Source organism: Acidisarcina sp. (assembly GCA_035539175.1).
Classification (GTDB): Bacteria; Acidobacteriota; Terriglobia; order Terriglobales; family Acidobacteriaceae; genus JANXZS01.
In genome coordinates this window covers 171,906-188,327 of record DATLIY010000003.1, presented here as the reverse complement: position 1 = coordinate 188,327, position 16,422 = coordinate 171,906, and the positions used below count along the sequence as shown (strand labels likewise).

7 protein-coding genes are annotated in these 16,422 nt (G+C 56.3%); 1 reads left to right on the top strand and 6 read right to left on the bottom strand.

Annotated elements, in window-relative coordinates; all coding sequences use genetic code 11:
- The first annotated feature begins 228 nt into the window (after positions 1–228).
- Positions 229–1,002: a copper homeostasis protein CutC gene (locus tag VM554_01060; protein ID HVJ06950.1), complete on the top strand. Its 774-nt coding sequence runs from the start codon at positions 229–231 to the stop codon at positions 1,000–1,002.
- A 228-nt stretch (positions 1,003–1,230) separates the two neighbouring features.
- Here VM554_01060 and VM554_01055 read toward each other — a convergent pair whose 3' ends face one another.
- The 6 genes from VM554_01055 to VM554_01030 all read right to left on the bottom strand — a co-directional run bounded on the left by VM554_01055 (position 1,231) and on the right by VM554_01030 (position 16,248).
- The gene (locus VM554_01055; protein ID HVJ06949.1) at positions 1,231–5,112 is read right to left on the bottom strand and encodes a carboxypeptidase regulatory-like domain-containing protein; all 3,882 of its coding nucleotides are present in this window, start codon (positions 5,110–5,112) and stop codon (positions 1,231–1,233) included.
- A gap of 503 nt (positions 5,113–5,615) precedes the next feature.
- Positions 5,616–6,827, bottom strand: coding sequence for a glycoside hydrolase family 27 protein (locus VM554_01050; protein ID HVJ06948.1), 1,212 nt, complete (start codon positions 6,825–6,827; stop codon positions 5,616–5,618).
- Between the two features lie 87 nt (positions 6,828–6,914).
- Positions 6,915–8,549 (bottom strand): glycoside hydrolase family 28 protein, encoded by a 1,635-nt coding sequence (locus VM554_01045; protein HVJ06947.1) that lies wholly within the window; start codon positions 8,547–8,549, stop codon positions 6,915–6,917.
- The gene (locus tag VM554_01040; GenBank protein ID HVJ06946.1) at positions 8,549–10,888 is read right to left on the bottom strand and encodes a glycoside hydrolase family 2 TIM barrel-domain containing protein; all 2,340 of its coding nucleotides are present in this window, start codon (positions 10,886–10,888) and stop codon (positions 8,549–8,551) included. Before VM554_01040 ends, VM554_01045 begins: the two co-directional genes overlap by 1 nt.
- Positions 10,889–10,906: 18 nt before the next feature.
- The gene (locus tag VM554_01035; GenBank protein ID HVJ06945.1) at positions 10,907–13,936 is read right to left on the bottom strand and encodes a hypothetical protein; all 3,030 of its coding nucleotides are present in this window, start codon (positions 13,934–13,936) and stop codon (positions 10,907–10,909) included.
- Positions 13,933–16,248 (bottom strand): GH92 family glycosyl hydrolase, encoded by a 2,316-nt coding sequence (locus VM554_01030; GenBank protein ID HVJ06944.1) that lies wholly within the window; start codon positions 16,246–16,248, stop codon positions 13,933–13,935. The genes VM554_01035 and VM554_01030 overlap by 4 nt, the downstream gene beginning before the upstream one ends.
- Positions 16,249–16,422 lie beyond the last annotated feature (174 nt).

Sequence of the window (16,422 nt, the reverse complement as noted above, 5' to 3'; positions counted from 1 at the left end):
CCAGTGTATGAAAAATGGAAGACGGGCGCCAAATAGTAGTTCATGGGTGCCTGAGCTTGTATGAGTGTATCGATTCAGCATGCGTGGCTCTCTTCGGTCGCACAGGGCCACGCACGGATTCAGGAAAAGTTAGAATTGCAAGCACGAGCAGAAGAAACCTTGTGGCGGGATGCAAAACCTGGCCTATTTTATGGATTACTCATCCAACGAGCACAAGAGAGACACGAGATGACGCTTGAAATCTGTGTGGACTCCGTCGAGTCCGCGATCGCGGCCTATCGAGGCGGCGCTCAGCGAGTGGAGTTATGCAGCAATCTGGCGGAGGGTGGAATTACACCAAGCGCGGGATTGATTGAATACGTGCGAGAACATGTGCCCCTGACCTTGAGCGTTCTTCTCCGTCCAAGGCCGGGCGACTTTGTCTATACAGACAGCGAATTGGAGGTCCTAAGATACGACATTGAGCAGGCGAAGAGACTTGGTGCGGATATGGTTGTCTTCGGCGTGCTTGATGGGAATGGCGATGTCGATTATGAACGGACATCGGAACTGGTCCAACTGGCGCGGCCACTGAAAGTCACTTTCCATCGCGCATTTGACATGACGAGGGACTTATTCGCGTCACTCGATGTTTTGATGGCGATGGGCGTGGATCGCATTCTAACGTCAGGCGGAGAAATTCGCGCAGTCGATGGCGCAGATACAATTCAGCGCTTGCAGCACAAGGCGCAAGGTAAGATCACCCTGATGCCGGGGGGAGGCATTACTCCCGCGAATATTCTTGAAGTAGCTACGCGGACGGGCGCAACCGAATTCCATGCAGGATTGAGGAGGGCCGTTGCAAGCCCCGGCAGGCATCAAAAGGCGCCAGTCTTCTTGGGAGAAGCTTCTCGAAATGCCAAGACGTGCGAGGGTGAATACACCAGATTTGTCGTGATCGAGGAAGATGTACGAGGATTGCGGAATCAATTGCTACAGATAGAAACTCCTCAGCAATCCTAGCGCAGGCGACATGGTTCGGCGAACAGCATTGTTCGCCATACAGTACATCATCTATGTCCCTCAAGTCAGACATCCGTGCCAAGCGTATTCTTCGCCGCAGTCGCTCAATAGGAATGGCAGCTATCGAACGCCCGCCACCGTACGATCCTGGTTTTACCGAATCCCCTAAAAAAACAAGGCGCTCGAACCCTTGGGGGTTGAGCGCCTTGTCGGTTGAGAAGTTAGAAGTTAGAAGGTAAATTCGCCTCCGAATCGAATCACTCGCGACATTCCCCCAGTTTGTCCAGCGTTGAACTGTCCAAAGTTCGCAGCCGAATTCGTGGTGATGGTACCGTTGACGTTCGATACGGTTGTCGAGCCTTGCAGATTCCGGTTGACTCCGTAATACACCGGGTGATTGAACGCATTACTGAAAGTGCCAGTCAGATTCAGCCTGTACCGCTCCTTGATGCTGATGCCCTTGCTCACCTGGGCGTCAAACATGGTCTCCCGTGGGCTTCGTGCACCGGCAAGGGTACGGGGAGCATTTCCTAACATCGGATTGCCCTGGGTTCCCGGAGTGCTAAACGCTGCAGGATTCAGATATGACGTGAAGTGCGAGTTCAACGCATTGTTCTTCCAATTCTTGTTGATCAGCGGTACTCCTGGCATGATATTTGGCCGTAGTGTATAGCCAGCCGGTAACGCTCCTGCAACGCAGTATTTGGCGGGAGCCCTGGGTGTGCAGCCATCCGTTCCAGCAGGCGTAATGGAGGTGAAGTATCCGGCTGAACCAAGAGCAACGACATTGGGAACGCCTGATGCAACCGTGAGAATCCCCGCAGTCGAAATGTTTCCAATGATCTGGTTCAGAATACCGACGTGGGTATCGAAGGTCCGCCCCCTGCCAAACGGAAGCTCATAGGTATAGCCAGCCTTGAGCTTGCTCGCCTGATCAAAGCTCGACACCGCCCACTCGTTTGCCGTGGACAGCGGATTTTGCTGCGGGGCTGTGCCAAAGCCGCCCGAGTTTGCGCCTGTACCGGTATTCGGAACATTATCCAGCGACTTTGACCAGGTGTAATTGGCCAGAAGAGACAAACCACGGCCCATGCGCTGATTGATGCTCGCGTAGAAGCCATTGTAGGAAGAGCCTCCATCGCGGGGATAAATCTCATTGAGCGACTGGTTGAAGAAATTCTGATACGGATTCAGCATCTGCAGTTTGGATTCGTTCACGACTGTGCCATTCTGCGTGATGCCATAGGGATTTGGGACAAAGGCACCCAGGTTCACATTGTTCTGGATTGCGTTGGCGATCGTCGCAATCGATGGAATATTGAGCGCGCCTGAAAAGGTACCGATCAGGTGTGTGCCTTTCAGCCCCTGATAGGTCGCCTGCAAGAGCGTCTTGTTCGCAACCTGGTATTGCAGGGTCGCCGCCCAGGCCTGGTTATAGGGAACAGTATTTCTTTGCGATACATAGATGGGATTGAGTCCCGTTGAATACAGGATGGGGCCGCGATTTCCCTGAAGCGCTGTGTATGCGGAGGAGAGGGGTCCCACCGGATTGGTAATGTAGTTCACCGTTGAATTGGGCGTCACGCCGCCGATCTGGTTGCCAACTGCCTGTGCCGCAACATTGAAGTTCGGATCGGGTATGTTCTCATATCCGCTCAGTGGAAGGTGCGTCAGCATATAGGACGCGCGAACCGTGGCACGCGACGTTGGCGCATAGGAGAAGCCGACCCTGGGCTCGATGCCATAGTAGTTGATGGGCCAGATTGTATGCGGATTCCCGCAGGCGGAAGAGAAGCAATACGCAGCGTTGGTAGGTAGACCATTCAGAGTTCCCGGTGTGTTGACCCTGATGTAGGCCTGATTGTTGAACTTTTCAGCCCTGGGCGTCTCGATGTTGTAGCGAAGACCGAGGTTCAGGGTGAGGTTGGGAGTCACATGCCAGTCGTCCTGGAAATATCCACCATAATAATGCCAGCGATAGTATCCATTGACGAGCTGTGGCGTGTTGGAGAATGCAGAGATCGTTCCCAGGATGAAGGTAGCGAGAGGCGCACCGCCGGTCGCACCGTTGTTGGTTTGACCACCAAGAAAGTTGTATTTGCCGCCGGTAGCACCGCTGAGGTCATACTGATTGGACTGAATCCAGCGGAGGTCCACGCCAAACTGGAAGAGATGCTTGTTGTGCGTCCAGGTAATGTCGTCGCCGAGGATGAAGTTTTGATCCACCTGGATGGCGGCGTTCGAAAGACCCATCTGTATCGTATAACCGACGCCATTCTGATTCAGATTTCCCAGACTCGGAAAACCCTTGCCGAAGGTGGCCGGCGTCAGACCATATTTCGCAGCAAAGTCCTGCGTGTTGGCACTGGGCGGCGAGAGGCGTTGCTGGTTAACCCGCAGGAAGCTGTAGCGGAAGACGTTGACCACAGAGTTGGAAAAGGCGTGGGAATAGCCGATGGCAACATTATGCGTGCGTGCCGTGTCACTGGGAACGATGGTAAGCGGGTTGTTTGGATCCACCGCAAAGAATCGATGCGCTTCCACGGGGATAACAGTGTAGCGGCCATAGATCTGGTCGGAGTTCGGGAAGGTGTGATCGATACGGAAGGAGTAACGATTATCGACGTTTATCACGCCACGGCGATAGATGCCATTGGTTCCATCGTTTTGAGAGGCTGCATCCGGGGAGTCGTACTTGATATAGGGTCCCGGATTGCTCGGCGTGGGAAAGAGCGACAATACATATTTCGCAAATGGGTTCATTGCCAACTGGGGTCCCACATCATCGGGGCAGGCTCCGTTGACTTGATAGGCAGCCGCGCAATCCGCAGCAGGGCCGTTGATCTGACGGATCAGGGACGCATTGTAGGGACCATTGGGAAAGCCGTTTGCGTCTACGGTCGACTGATAGTTGATGCCCCCAATTCTTGGTGCAGCGAGGGCTGCAGCGTATCCACTCGCCTTCAGAACCTTCTGATTCAGCAAGGTCAAAGAGTTGTGCATATGTCCCGCCAACTCATCGGGAGTTGGGAAGGTTCCGCGGAACGCATACTGATTCCTCATTCGGGCCGGCTCCACGCCAACATAGAAGAACGTCTTGTTATGCCCGTTGTAGAGCTTAGGAAGCCATACTGGTCCGCCTACGTAGAAGCCGTAGTAGTTTTCGTGGAGCAAGCTCTTCGCAAATCCACCGTCCGGAACCGCATTGAAGAACGGATCCGTATGGCGGTAGGTGATTGCCCCGTGGTATTCATTCGTGCCTGGCTTGCTGCTCTGGACAATGACGCCGGCGCCGGTGCGGCCATATTTGGCGGACAAACCCGACACGATCGTCGTTGTTTCCTGAACATCGCGCCCCGAGAGGTTCACGCCCGTTCTGGCGTAGCTTCCCTGGGTTACGTCTGATCCATCCACAAGGATGGAGCTGGTGCCCGGAGCCGCACCGCCGATGGCAATGCTTGCACCCGGCACTACGTAGCTGGTATACGCACCGGGATTCTCAGTGGAGATACCACCCGGCTGCAATGGGTCGCCGTTTACGCCAGGAGCCAGCAAGGCTGCTTCCAGCGAGCTCCGCTCTGGATAAGGAAGGGATTCAACAATTGCGTGGTCGACGGTCGTCGTCACATCCGACGTATCTTTTGAGAGAAGGGTATCCTGCGCGGTGACCGTCACAACCGTTGAGGCCATGCCAACTGACAGCGTCGCATTTACCGTTGTGGCCTGCGCCGCGCTGACGATAATTCCACTTGTAAGGGACCGTGAAAACCCATCCATGGTGACAGCGACGTTATAGCTCCCAGGATTCAGGAAAAGAACGCTGTAGCTGCCATCACCGTTGGTCTTTGTTGACTGCTTGACCCCAGTCTCCGTATTGGAGACCTCCACAGCCGCGTTCGATATCACCGCGCCCCGTGTGTCCTTGACAACGCCAGAGATGGAACCCTGTGCCGTCTGTGCATGCAATGTTCCCAGGCTCAGGAGCCAAACTACCAAGGCAAACCCAAACCACCAGGCAGCGTATGTTGCCGACCTGCGCCTTACTTCAGGTAACACCGCCGTTGTTGCAGGCGTGTGTCCTGAGAGATTCCGTATCATATGGACCACCATTTACTAGCCTCCTAAAGTTCGTGCCGATCACTACGACGGCGGCTTTTAGTACTCCACCGCTTCGCCGCCGAGGTACTGGCTCCCGCGAGAGCTATTCTTGCGTTCGGTGTGGTTTATAGTTTTCGATCTTAGACAGTGTCAACGCAGTGTTTCAGTTTTTAGGCGGAACTGCAGGCGTTTTATTTTTGCAGGGGTACCCAACCTTATTTTGCAATTGTCCCCCGTCGGAACCAGCATCTTTATCCATCCAATTTTAGAGGGAATATGGAATATTTCCCTTAATCCTCGATGCTGACGCCGGTTGATATCAGCAGAAAGCAACCTTGCAGATTTTGGAGTTATTGTTTTATCTAGAGAAACGTTCAGAGGTTTTTTTCAAGCGGTTCGCAGAGCGGTCGATGTCGGAAGAGAACTTGCGATGGAGTTAGTTCTCTCCAGTTGCAAAACTATGCGGGGGAGAATTCCCCGAGGCTGGAAGCCTCCTCCGCATCCGAAAAAACTCCTCACTGCTGGCTGCTGATGCGCAACAGCACCGACCCATGCTTGGGAACAACCGCGGTGTAAGTCCCTTCGCGGACCGTTTGGCTCTTCTTCGTCCACACATCGTAGATGCGGACGCCTGAATGGAAGCCGACGTCGCTCAGTTTCAGGGTCATGGGCGTCTCCAATTCCCCGCGGTTGAACAGGGCAACAGCCTTTGCTCCTCCGGAAAGCGGCTTCGACCATATCTCCAGCGGGCCCACAGCGGACACGCGGTCTCCCTGAATGCCAAGAGGGTCTTGATCGATGGCAATCGCATCCCGATTTTCGAGCAGCGCAAGCGTCTCGGGTGTTGCCTTACTGAGGTCGTTACCGGCCAGCAATGGAGCCGCCAGCATGACCCACAGGCTCATGTGGGTGCGGTATTCCTCCAGGGTCATTCCGCCATTGCCGATTTCCAGCATGTCCGGGTCATTCCAGTGGCCGGGGCCCGCATACTTCGCCAGTCCGGCCTGGGCAAAGCCGATCAGCGACATGCGCTCATATTTATCCGTGATGTCGCCGGTCGTGCGCCAGAGGTTTCCGCCTACCTCCGGCCCCCACTCCCAGACGTTGTTCATTCCATACTGGCAGAGGCTGTAGACAATGGGACGGCCTGTTGCCACCAGAGCTTTGTGCATCTTCAGATAGGCTTCCTTCTGCGTTGGGAAGGCCGCGGCAATATTTCCCTTCCCCTCAGCTCGCAGAACACTCGAGAAGCTGCACAAATCGTATTTCAGGTAGTCGACACCCCAAGCGGCATAGGTCTTCGCATCCTGTTCTTCATGGCCCAGGCTGCCCTCGTAATGGGCGCAGGTCTGGGTTCCGGGCGAGGAATAGATGCCCAGCTTTAAGCCCTTCGAATGAACATAATCTGCCAGAGCCTTCATATCCGGAAATTTGCTGTTGGGCTGGAGCACGCCGTTTGCGTCACGCTGGCCCTGCCACGCATCATCGATATTCACGTAGATGTAGCCCGCGTCTCTCATGCCATTCGCGACCATTGCATCCGCAGCGGCACGTACATCCGCATCCGTGACTTTGCTCCCAAAATGATTCCAGCTATTCCAGCCCATCGGCGGAGTAGCAGCAAGCGGCAGGCTTTGCGCGATGGCGAGGCTGCCGGAGATAGACAGGAGAGCACTGCAGACAGCCAATAAGCTCAAGCGACGAGTAAGAGATACTTTGCTTTTCATAGTCGTGGAATTTCGATCCTCCGTAATAGTTCCCTGCTGAAGAGCAGGCTGCGTGACATCCTGGCTGGAATCACGCAGCCTTTGGATCTAGCCTTTTGAAGCCGAGACAGCGTCGGCGGAAGCGCCGTCGTCAAAAGCAACTGCCTGTCCGGTGCGAGATAGATCGTTGCCGGCGAGCACGATTCCTGCGGACGCTTTGCCCTCGACCTGCAGGAAGGTGTGCGTGCCGTGCGGCGCCCTGGAGCCATGCAGGTAGGCATCCTGCGTATCGCGGAGCGTGACCATCGGCTGGCTCTCTGCGGGAGCTGTTCCCTCGAACCCGGAAATCGCGACATCCTTCACATCATCGCAGAAGAGAAGCGGACGGGCGTCAGGCGCCGCCGTACGCACTTCCACGTTCCGCAGACGAATGCGGTTCGCATGGCGTACATACAACCCCGAGGCAGGCAGCCGTCCGAACATCCGCGCTTCAGGATAGGCAGCTTCCTGCTCAGGTACGGTACGCCTCAACCACGTCGAGCTTCCCCGCTCCTCGGTCCGCAGGCATATGTCTTCGAGCGTGATTGCTTCAACCGGCATATCGGGAAGGCCGGTGATGGAACTTGTCAGAATCGCCCCCGATGCATCCAGCCCCTGAATCATCACGTTGCGCAGATAGCTGCCGGAATGAGGCGTCCGCTTCCCCAGCCTGATAAAGAATGGAGTGCGAGCATTCTGCATACGAATGTTGCTGACGACGATGCCCTCAAGCGTGCCGCCGTCTACCATTTCAATGGCGATACCAGAAGTCAATCGCTGATTCAGAGGCACGTCATCGTTGTAGATGACGGAGTTGCTGAACACGATATTTTCTACTGCGCCGCGGGTTGCTGTGCCGATTTTGAATCCGTTGCAGCAAGTGGTAAGGACGCAGTTCGTAACAGTAATGTTCTTAGTCGGCAACACCTCGCCGTAGGGGTTCTCACTCTTGATACAAATGGCATCGTCGCCGGTGGCAATGTCGCAATCGGAAACAAAGACGTTGCGCGATGCGGTTAAGTCCATGCCGTCCGTGTTTGGCGCGAAGATAGGATTGCGCACACGAATCCCTCGGATGAAGACGGATTCGCAGGCAACGGGCCGCATGGTCCATCCGGCTGCATTGATGAGGGTCACGTCCTCCACCCGCACATTCCTGCAGTATGCAAACTCAAGCATGGGGGAGGGCCGGCGCGGAGTTGCAGGCTCCCAATCCCATGCGATGACGTCGCCCCACATATCGCCCGCGGCTGGCTGCGGGCGCCCTTTGCGGCGCCAGAAGGCTGAGCCCTGACCGTCGATGGTTCCGAGGCCCGTGATGGCGATATCCTCTGCATCGCGCGCGAAGATAAGATGCCTGCCGTTGGCGTCTCCCATCTCCGGAGGGCCTGCGTTGTATTTGTAGTCTTTGATATCTGTGCTGCCACGCAGGATCGCGCCCGATTCGAGGTGCAGCGTTACGTGGCTGCGAAGCACAAGGCCACCCGTCAAAAACACTCCCGGGGGGACATAAACGACACCGCCACCTGCGTGTGAGGCCTGGTCAATGGCCTTCTGGAGAGAGTCCGTATTTAGCGAACTTTCCCCGGGTCTGGCCCCATAATCCAGAACATCGAAGACGCGCATCGCTGAGCTCCCTGCGCCAGGAAGCATGGCGACACCAGAGAGCCCCAAAAGAGCGAGAAAACTGCGACGATGCATCATCACACCATCTCAGCTTCGGCGGGCAGCACCTTGATCTCGATCTGCTGCGTTCCAAGGCGGGGATGCTTCGCACGCAGGATTACCGTACCCGGCGTCTCCAGCGCACGAATCCAGATCGCACCTGTTCCGCCGACCAGCGCAAATGGATTATCGCCAATGATGGTGGCGGGACCGCTGATCTCAAATACGATCGGATCATTGGCGATAGGACGGATCTGCTCAAACTCATCCGTCACACGAACAACCACGCGAGTTGTGTCAGCGCCATCTGCTACCAGTTCGTGGTCGTCGGCAACAGCAAAGAACTTCTGGTCCACTCCCTTGCCGGAATAGGTTTTGGAGATCACCAGCTTATCGTTGAGGAACCCGTCGATCCGAAGATCTCCCCAGTTCCTGATCTGCTCCTTGCGGAACGGCACCGTGAATGGCGCATATTTCAAATGGGCGAATTCCTTGCGATCGGGATCTGCTTCGGCCAGCAGCTTAAATCCCGAGCCCGTATCGAGATAAAACTTCAAATGGTCGCAATTGGAGCAGACTACCGCGGTCGTGAAGCCCGTATTTTCATCGTTGCGCGCCCAATGGTAAGCCGGCTCGAGAACAACTTCCTCTTCGGGATCACACTGTGATTTATAAAAACCGGCAGCAGGCTTTGGTTCACGAAAGATGTCAGAAACACCGTGGTAGCAAATCCGATCTCCCGATCCAAAGTTGGCATGCGTGTTGTAGTCGAAGGCGCACCAGCCCAGCCCGCCAGCGTATCCAGGATTCGATGCCAACTGGTCATGGATGCGTGCATGGCGAAGAGTGTGTTCGCGGAGGCGGTCGGAGTTGTCGGTGGAGCGGGTCGGGAAAGTGTGCCCCACAAACTCGGTATTCAGGTAGAGGGGATGGTTCGGCGGTTGTAACGGAAATCCGAAATCGTTGTTGGTATAAACGTCTTCAAGAAGTTCTGAAGTATAGCTGGAACGGATGCCGCCAGTCTGCCGCGAAGCATCGAGCGCATGCGCTAAAGTATTTGTGCGCAGATAGAAGTTGTGGTCGTCCTTGGACTCATTGATACGCACGCCCCACAGAATGATGGATGGATGATTCCAGTCGCGGCGAATCATGCGGCGCACATTATCCACGGCAATGTCTTTCCACGGGCCGTCGCCAATATGCTGCCAGCCGGTTATCTCTTCCAGCACCAGCAATCCAACCTCATCACAGGCATCCAGAAAATGCCTGGATTGGGGATAATGCGAGGTGCGCACGATATTGCACTTCAGGCTGTTCCGCAGAATCCGTGCATCGCGGCGCTGAACGCGTGCGGGCATGGCCTGCCCGACAAAGGGAAAGGTCTGATGTCGGTCGAGTCCACGCAGCTTGATGATCTTGCCATTGAGCGAGAAGCCGCGGTCGGTAAACTTCGCCTCGCGAAAGCCGATGCGGCGTGAGTCGCGATCTACCGCGACGTTCTTGTCGAGAAGCTGCACATGAACGGTGTAAAGCGTCGGCGCCTTCAGATCCCACAGCTTGATGCCCGTGAGATTGGTGAGCACAACCGTCTGCGATAAAGGCTCTGTACCATGAGCGACTCCATGCCACGGTACGGAAGCCTTGCTGATTACGCGTTCGCCATCACGCAACTCCACGGAGAGCGCATAGCGCTTCGGCTCGATCGGCGTCGCGGAGTCAAGGAAGCATTTCACCTCGACGGAAGGATGTTCCGATAGAACATCGACTGGCCGAGCAAAGATGTTTTCGAGATAGGTTGCCGGCACGATGCGAAGATTCATCTCGCGGTAAATGCCGCCAAAGGTGAGGTAGTCCACCTCATAGCCGAAGGGTGGGATGTCTGGCCGCTCGCTGGAATCCAGGTGGACGACGAGAACATTGTCTCCATCCCAGTCAACATGCGAGGTAAGCTCGAAGGAAAACGGCGTGTAGCCGCCCTTGTACTCGCCGAGCTTCTCTCCATTGATAAAAACTGTGGAGGCCGTCATCGCTCCTTCAAAGTCCACGAAGACTCGCTGGCCTCGAGCTGCCTGCGGAAGCTTGAAGCGCCGCCTGTACACCGAAGTAAACTCATAGCTCTTCTCGTCAAAGCCGTGCCACGGCAGGACCTTGTTCGTGTGCGGAATCACCACGCGCGCGAAGCTGGAGTCATCGAACTCCCGTTTGAAATCGCCCTCGGTCAGCGTGGGGCTGAACCGCCAGCCACGATTGAGCGGCAGAATGCGCAGAGTCTGCGGCTGAGGGTTATGAGAATGCTTTGTCATCTCGCCAATTGCGGAGGGGAGCATCGTCGCCCCTGCCGCAAGAGTGCTGGCCTTAAGAAAATGCCTGCGGTCCAAGTGTTCTCCTTTTCGACTCTACCGTTCTGCGCTGAATTCGATCTCGTTAGCCCAGTGGGTCTTCCAGTCATCATGGAAGGTAATGGAATTCGTGATTGAGACGCTGCGTCCTGTAGCTAGCTCGTGCGCCGGCCCCTTGTTGTCATTCACGCGGCAGGTGAACTTCACCGTCTTTCCCGCGAGGATCTGCTTATAAACTTCCGGCATCTCACTCCACGGAATCGCCGCTTCCACCACGCGCGTGTTGGCATCGCGGCGAATGACAAGCTTGCCCGCGACCGGGCCACCATCGATCGGCGACTTTGGCTGGCGCGGAAAGAAGTGCTTGCGCGGCATTCCGGGAGACTGCAGCCGCCAGATCTCGGTGCCTCCACCATATTGGTTCGCGACCGGATTCAATGCGTACTCGTAGTCTGTGTCCCAGTAGGTGATGAAGTGCGGCATTACGCCCGGCGGATTCGGCAGCCACGGCTTATCCCGCAGGACGTTGAGGGCAATCTGAACGTTGTCGTGTTCTCCGCTGCCCGAAGGCACATCGAAGTGCTTGCGATACGAATAGTGCCGTACCCCCTCCGGCCAGGTAAGTGTCTTCCCGTCCGGATCCGTGACGTGGTCAGGATAAAAGTACGCATCGTCATCGCGCTTTTCGAATCGCAGCATGCCCGCATCCGGGGTAGTGTCCGCGATCTTCGCCGCAAAGTAAAAGTTGTCGCTATCGTAGGCAAGGTACGCAGTCGCCAATCCATTCGCCGCACCCTGAGTAAAGTCCTTGAAGGGCAGCCAGGCTTCCTCGGTCATATTCGCGCCGATCCCGGTGCCCGGAAGGATCTGCGGCAACACTCCCTTCCAGTCCTCGAGATCCCCATCCACATGAATCGTGCGATGAGCAATCTGGTTCACGTGAATCTCTTCTTTGTGGGTGGCTTTGCCATCCGCACCGGTATCGAACTCTGCAGAGAGACCGTAGATGTTGCTGGGTGCCGGCTTGCCTCCGGTGATCGCGAAAGAGACATCCTTCGTCTCGTTCGCCGCAAGGGTCACGCTCTTGCTGGAGGAATCCATTGTCAGGTCGCCGAGCGTCACGCTCACGCGGCCCGTCACGGCATGGTCCAGGATGTTGGTTAGGGAGAGGCGCAGGTTTGCACCTGAATTGACTGGCGCAGTCATATCGTGCGCCACAATCTCCACCGGCGTATATCCCCTGGCATTCGCGGTCTTCAACGCAGCCAGCAATTTTGCAAACGACCCGGGCTGTCCATCGCCGCGGAGGAAATACCCCTGTCCATTCAGGGGAATATGAATCGCATTGCTCCCGACTTGTATCTGGTTGCCATAGAAGTCGTATGCCCGGATGAAGTGCCCGCGATTCGGCACGGTCAACTGTGCATCTGGCGCAACCTGGATGGAGCGGAAGACTGTGCGGTTCGGATCGTAGAGCTGCTTCAGATCGCCCAGGACCACAACTGTTCCGTCTTCCGGCCTGGCCTGGCCGCCCTTCTCCGCTGGTCGACCGTCAAAGACAAATACCCAGGGCAATCCGTTTTGAAAGAGCAGACGATTGAATGCGCGCTGACCGATAAACTTCTGAGTGGCGGCCACAGCCGCAGCCGGAGCCCAGGCCTGCACCACTGGATACACATGATCGCCGAAGGTGATGTTTCGGCTTTCGTAGACATTCCCACCGTAAACCCCAGCGGTTCGCGATTGACCCTGCGCCCGCATGGAAGCAATCACTCCGGCAAAGCGGTCTTCCGAATTCGCAATCCAGCTTTCCGTATCCCAGACGCGCACAGGCCCATAGGGACTCTTGCGATGTATCCACTCGGGCACCTCCGAGGGGTCTGCGGCGAGCGCCTGATAATGAACGCTTACGAAATCCAGCCACTTCAAAAAATCCGTAGATCCGTCGGAGAAAAGCTTATCGCGCGCGTTGGAAGAAGAGGATGTGCCCCCAATCAATACGTTGACTCCAGCGCTCTGCCGCGCCGCCTCAACCCCCAGCGCCATGTGAGTAAAGATCTCCCGGTAACGAGGGATATCGGCTCCCCAGCCGGAGATCGAGATGCTCTCCCACGGCTCATTCCACAGCTCCACGGCATTCAAGTTCCCCTTGGGCCAGCCATAGCGTGAGGTAATGTGCTGCACCCAGTTCTGGAAGTCGCCGTCATAGGAAGGCAGCCATGCCTGGTCGGACTTCGTCTTCAGCATTTTGCCATCAGGGGTGAGCCATGGCCTGGGCCTTCCCAACGGCTGCGTCATCATGGTTCCGCTGTCGAGCGTAAGCATGACCGTGACGTCATGCGCCTTGATCCATTGCATGTATGTGTCGAGATCCTGCGTGCTCCTGGCATACTCGGGAGCATTCCGAGGGCTGTAGGAGCCGGCAAGCCGCATGCCTTTCACCCCCAGCTTCTCAAACAGCACCAGCACGCCCTCGTTCATATACTGTGGCCAGGTAGCATCCAACGCGTAGGTGGGATACTGCACTCGACCGGCATCCGGAGTGATAGTCCGAACCACTGCTGCGGCAAACGCGCGTCCATGTCCAGCGAGCTCGGCCACCAGAACATAACCGCCAAAGCGCTCAGGGACCTGAGGACGAACGGTGACATCCTGAAAACCCGATGGAGGCAGATCGACATCCACAGCCGTAGTGCCTTCATCCGCTACCTTGAAGACATGGGGCACCCATACATCTCCGGGGGGCACGCTGGTGCGGTAGTTGATGAGGCTCAAGCTGCCCTTCGCCTGGATGCGCTGCTTCGTCTTGTTGGTAAAGCGAAGTGTGAGTTGCATATCCTCGCCGGGCAACAGCACGTTTGCCATCGTGGCGCCGCCAGCCTTAACACCAATCTCCTGTACCGAGTAGTCCGCGGCTTGCTCCCCGGCTGTGAGCCGGAAGGCCTCAGGATATCCCGGCATCTTGGCGCCGGTCACCATCTGGGCGCTGGCGAAGTTGGTTGCGATCGAAAAAAACGAAAGCAGGGATAGCCCAACAGCGGCTATCGCTCTGCGTGCAGGCAGGAGTGGAATCGAAGATAGGTTCATTTTTCTTGCAGCGCCTTAGGGTTGGGCTTAGCGGACATATTCAATCGCAACGTTGCCCCTCGCACGATATCTGCGTGCGTTATTTCGTATCTGTTGTAGGGCAAACCATCCAGCTCCGCCGACTGGATATATTTGTTTTCAGAGGAGGAAGCAGGAGCCAGGATGGTAAAGTTCTTCCCATTTGGCTGGTGAATCACGACGCGAGAAAAGATGGGGCTGCCGAGCGCATACACTGGCCGGCCGGGGCAAACAGAATAAAAACCCATCGCACTGAGGACATACCAGGCTGACATCTGGCCTGCATCGTCGTTCCCCGGCAGGCCCGCCGGCCCCGTATGAAATTCATCGTGCATAATCTGGCGAAGATGCAACTGCGTCTTCCACGCGCTCCCAGCGTAATCGTAAAGATACGCGATGTGGTGGCTGGGCTCGTTCCCCTGGTCGTAAAGCTTGGCTGCAAACAGGCCGTCGAGCTTCGCGATAAAGGGCGCGTTTCCTCCCATGGCCTGAATCAGGCCGGCAATGTTTTGCGGAACGAAGAACGTGTATTGCCACGGCACGCCCTCCGTAATATATGGATAGGCCTTTCCCGGATCGAAGGGTTCCGACCAGGTTCCGTTTTGATAGCGCCCTCTCGCAAAGCCCACAGCAGGATCAAAGACATTGCGCCAGTACTCGCTCCGTTTGGCGAAGTCACGGGCATCCTCTTCCTTGCCAAGGGCGTGCGCAAACGTAGCAGCCAGCGAGTCGTCGTAGGCATACTCCAGCGTTCTTGAGACCTGCTCCTGCTGGTGAAAGGCATCCAGAACCTTGTCCTCAAGCGGTATATATCCATACTGGAGGTAGGACGGCAGAGCTCGTCGGCCCTTTCCCTCCTTGTACTCCGCATCGGGTGGCGTGACCATCGCATTTTGCCTCACCAACCGATAGGCCGCTTCAACGTCGAAATCGTGCAGGCCCTTGCTGTAGGCATCCACTATCACCGCCGTCGCGTGATCGCCAATCATCTCGGAGGTGTAGTGATTCCAGGTCGGGAAGATCGGCATAAACCCTCCCTGCTCGCCTTTGGCAAGGAGAGATTGCACCATCTGCTCGTCTCGTGACGGATCCAGAATTGTCAGCAGCGGATGGAACGCGCGAAATGTATCCCATAAAGAAAAGTCGTCGTAATAGACCCGCCCCGGTCCAGCGTTATGAAGCTTTCCTTCGTTTGCGAAGCCGTTGTATGTACCGTCCGCATCGCTGACCACTCGCGGCACCAACGAGGCATGGAAGAGAGCGGTGTAAAACGTGGACCGTTGATCCCCCGTACCTCCCTGCACCTCGATGCGCCCCAGCAAGGTGCGCCAGGCCGCTTCCGCAGATTGTTCAACCTTGTCGAAGCTCCAGCCTGCGTTCTCTGTATCCAGATTCTTCTCTGCCTCTTCGATACTTGTGAACGAGGTGCCAACCTTGATCAGGACCTTCCCGCCTTGCAGGTGGGGAAAGGTTATAAAGGCCCCAAGATGCTTGCATCCGCCCGACTGCTCCGTTGTCCCCTGGCGAATATCTTCGCCGCACCAGACTCCGGACTTTGAAAAGGAATGGTCGAATCGGGCAACGAAATATCCGCTGAATCCTGCGGGCTCTCCAGCACCCTGGTACAAGCGATGCACCGGGTTATAGCCAACGATCTCATTCCGGTCGGCCCTGACCTGCACGTAGCCTTCGCCAGGCCGTGAATTTGGCTCCACAAGAATATTTGCGACCGCATTCTCCGGAAAGGTGAAGCGGAGCATGCCCGAGCGCGTGGTGCCGGCAAGTTCCACCCTGGTGGAGTAGTCGTCGAGCAGCACGGAGTAATAGGCCGGGGTTGAGGTCTCCGTCTGGTGCCGGAACGAGGAGGACCTGGCCGCCGGTGAAACCTTGAGCTCTCCAGTCGTAGGCATCAGCGTGACGCTGCCATACTCCTGCGTACAGCTTCCGCTAAGCCAATGGCTGCCGCGAAAGCCGGTGATCCGTGTGTCCTTGTAGTAATAGGGCGAGATGCACTTCGCCTCAGTAGGCTGAGTCTCGGGTGTCCAGCCCGTCATGCCGAAGGGCATTCCTACCACAGGGTAAGTTTGGCCTTCATTCGCGGTTCCAATCAGCGGATCCACCAACTCAAAGGGCGTGACGTTCGCGGCGGGCAGCGAAGTGGCTGCACACAGCAGGCCGCAAAGCAGGAAGCTGGACGCCGGGAAAACGCTTGAGATTCGCTGGAATACGCGGCTGAGGTTCCGCAGGCTGCGGCTGGATCTGGGGATTGCTACCACGTTCGAAGATATGCGCATTTTTCCAAGGCCGTAATGCTACTCACGTAAGGAGATGAGCGACCATGACATGGATGATCTGCATCTCTCCAAGGTTTGCGTTTCATGCCGCAAGGCCTTTTTTAGGCTCCGGCGGAATGAGTGTCAACGAAAACACTGAGTTTTCGAGGATATCGGGCTGCGTTTTATTTTCTG

Excerpts from the sequence above, each read along its gene's own strand:
- VM554_01035 (HVJ06945.1), bottom strand. The coding sequence starts at position 13,936 with ATGAACCTATCTTCGATTCCACTCCTGCCTGCACGCAGAGCGATAGCC.
- VM554_01055 (HVJ06949.1), bottom strand. The coding sequence starts at position 5,112 with ATGGTGGTCCATATGATACGGAATCTCTCAGGACACACGCCTGCAACA.
- VM554_01050 (HVJ06948.1), bottom strand. The coding sequence starts at position 6,827 with ATGAAAAGCAAAGTATCTCTTACTCGTCGCTTGAGCTTATTGGCTGTC.
- VM554_01030 (HVJ06944.1), bottom strand. The coding sequence starts at position 16,248 with ATGCGCATATCTTCGAACGTGGTAGCAATCCCCAGATCCAGCCGCAGC.
- VM554_01060 (HVJ06950.1), top strand. The coding sequence starts at position 229 with ATGACGCTTGAAATCTGTGTGGACTCCGTCGAGTCCGCGATCGCGGCC.
- VM554_01045 (HVJ06947.1), bottom strand. The coding sequence starts at position 8,549 with ATGATGCATCGTCGCAGTTTTCTCGCTCTTTTGGGGCTCTCTGGTGTC.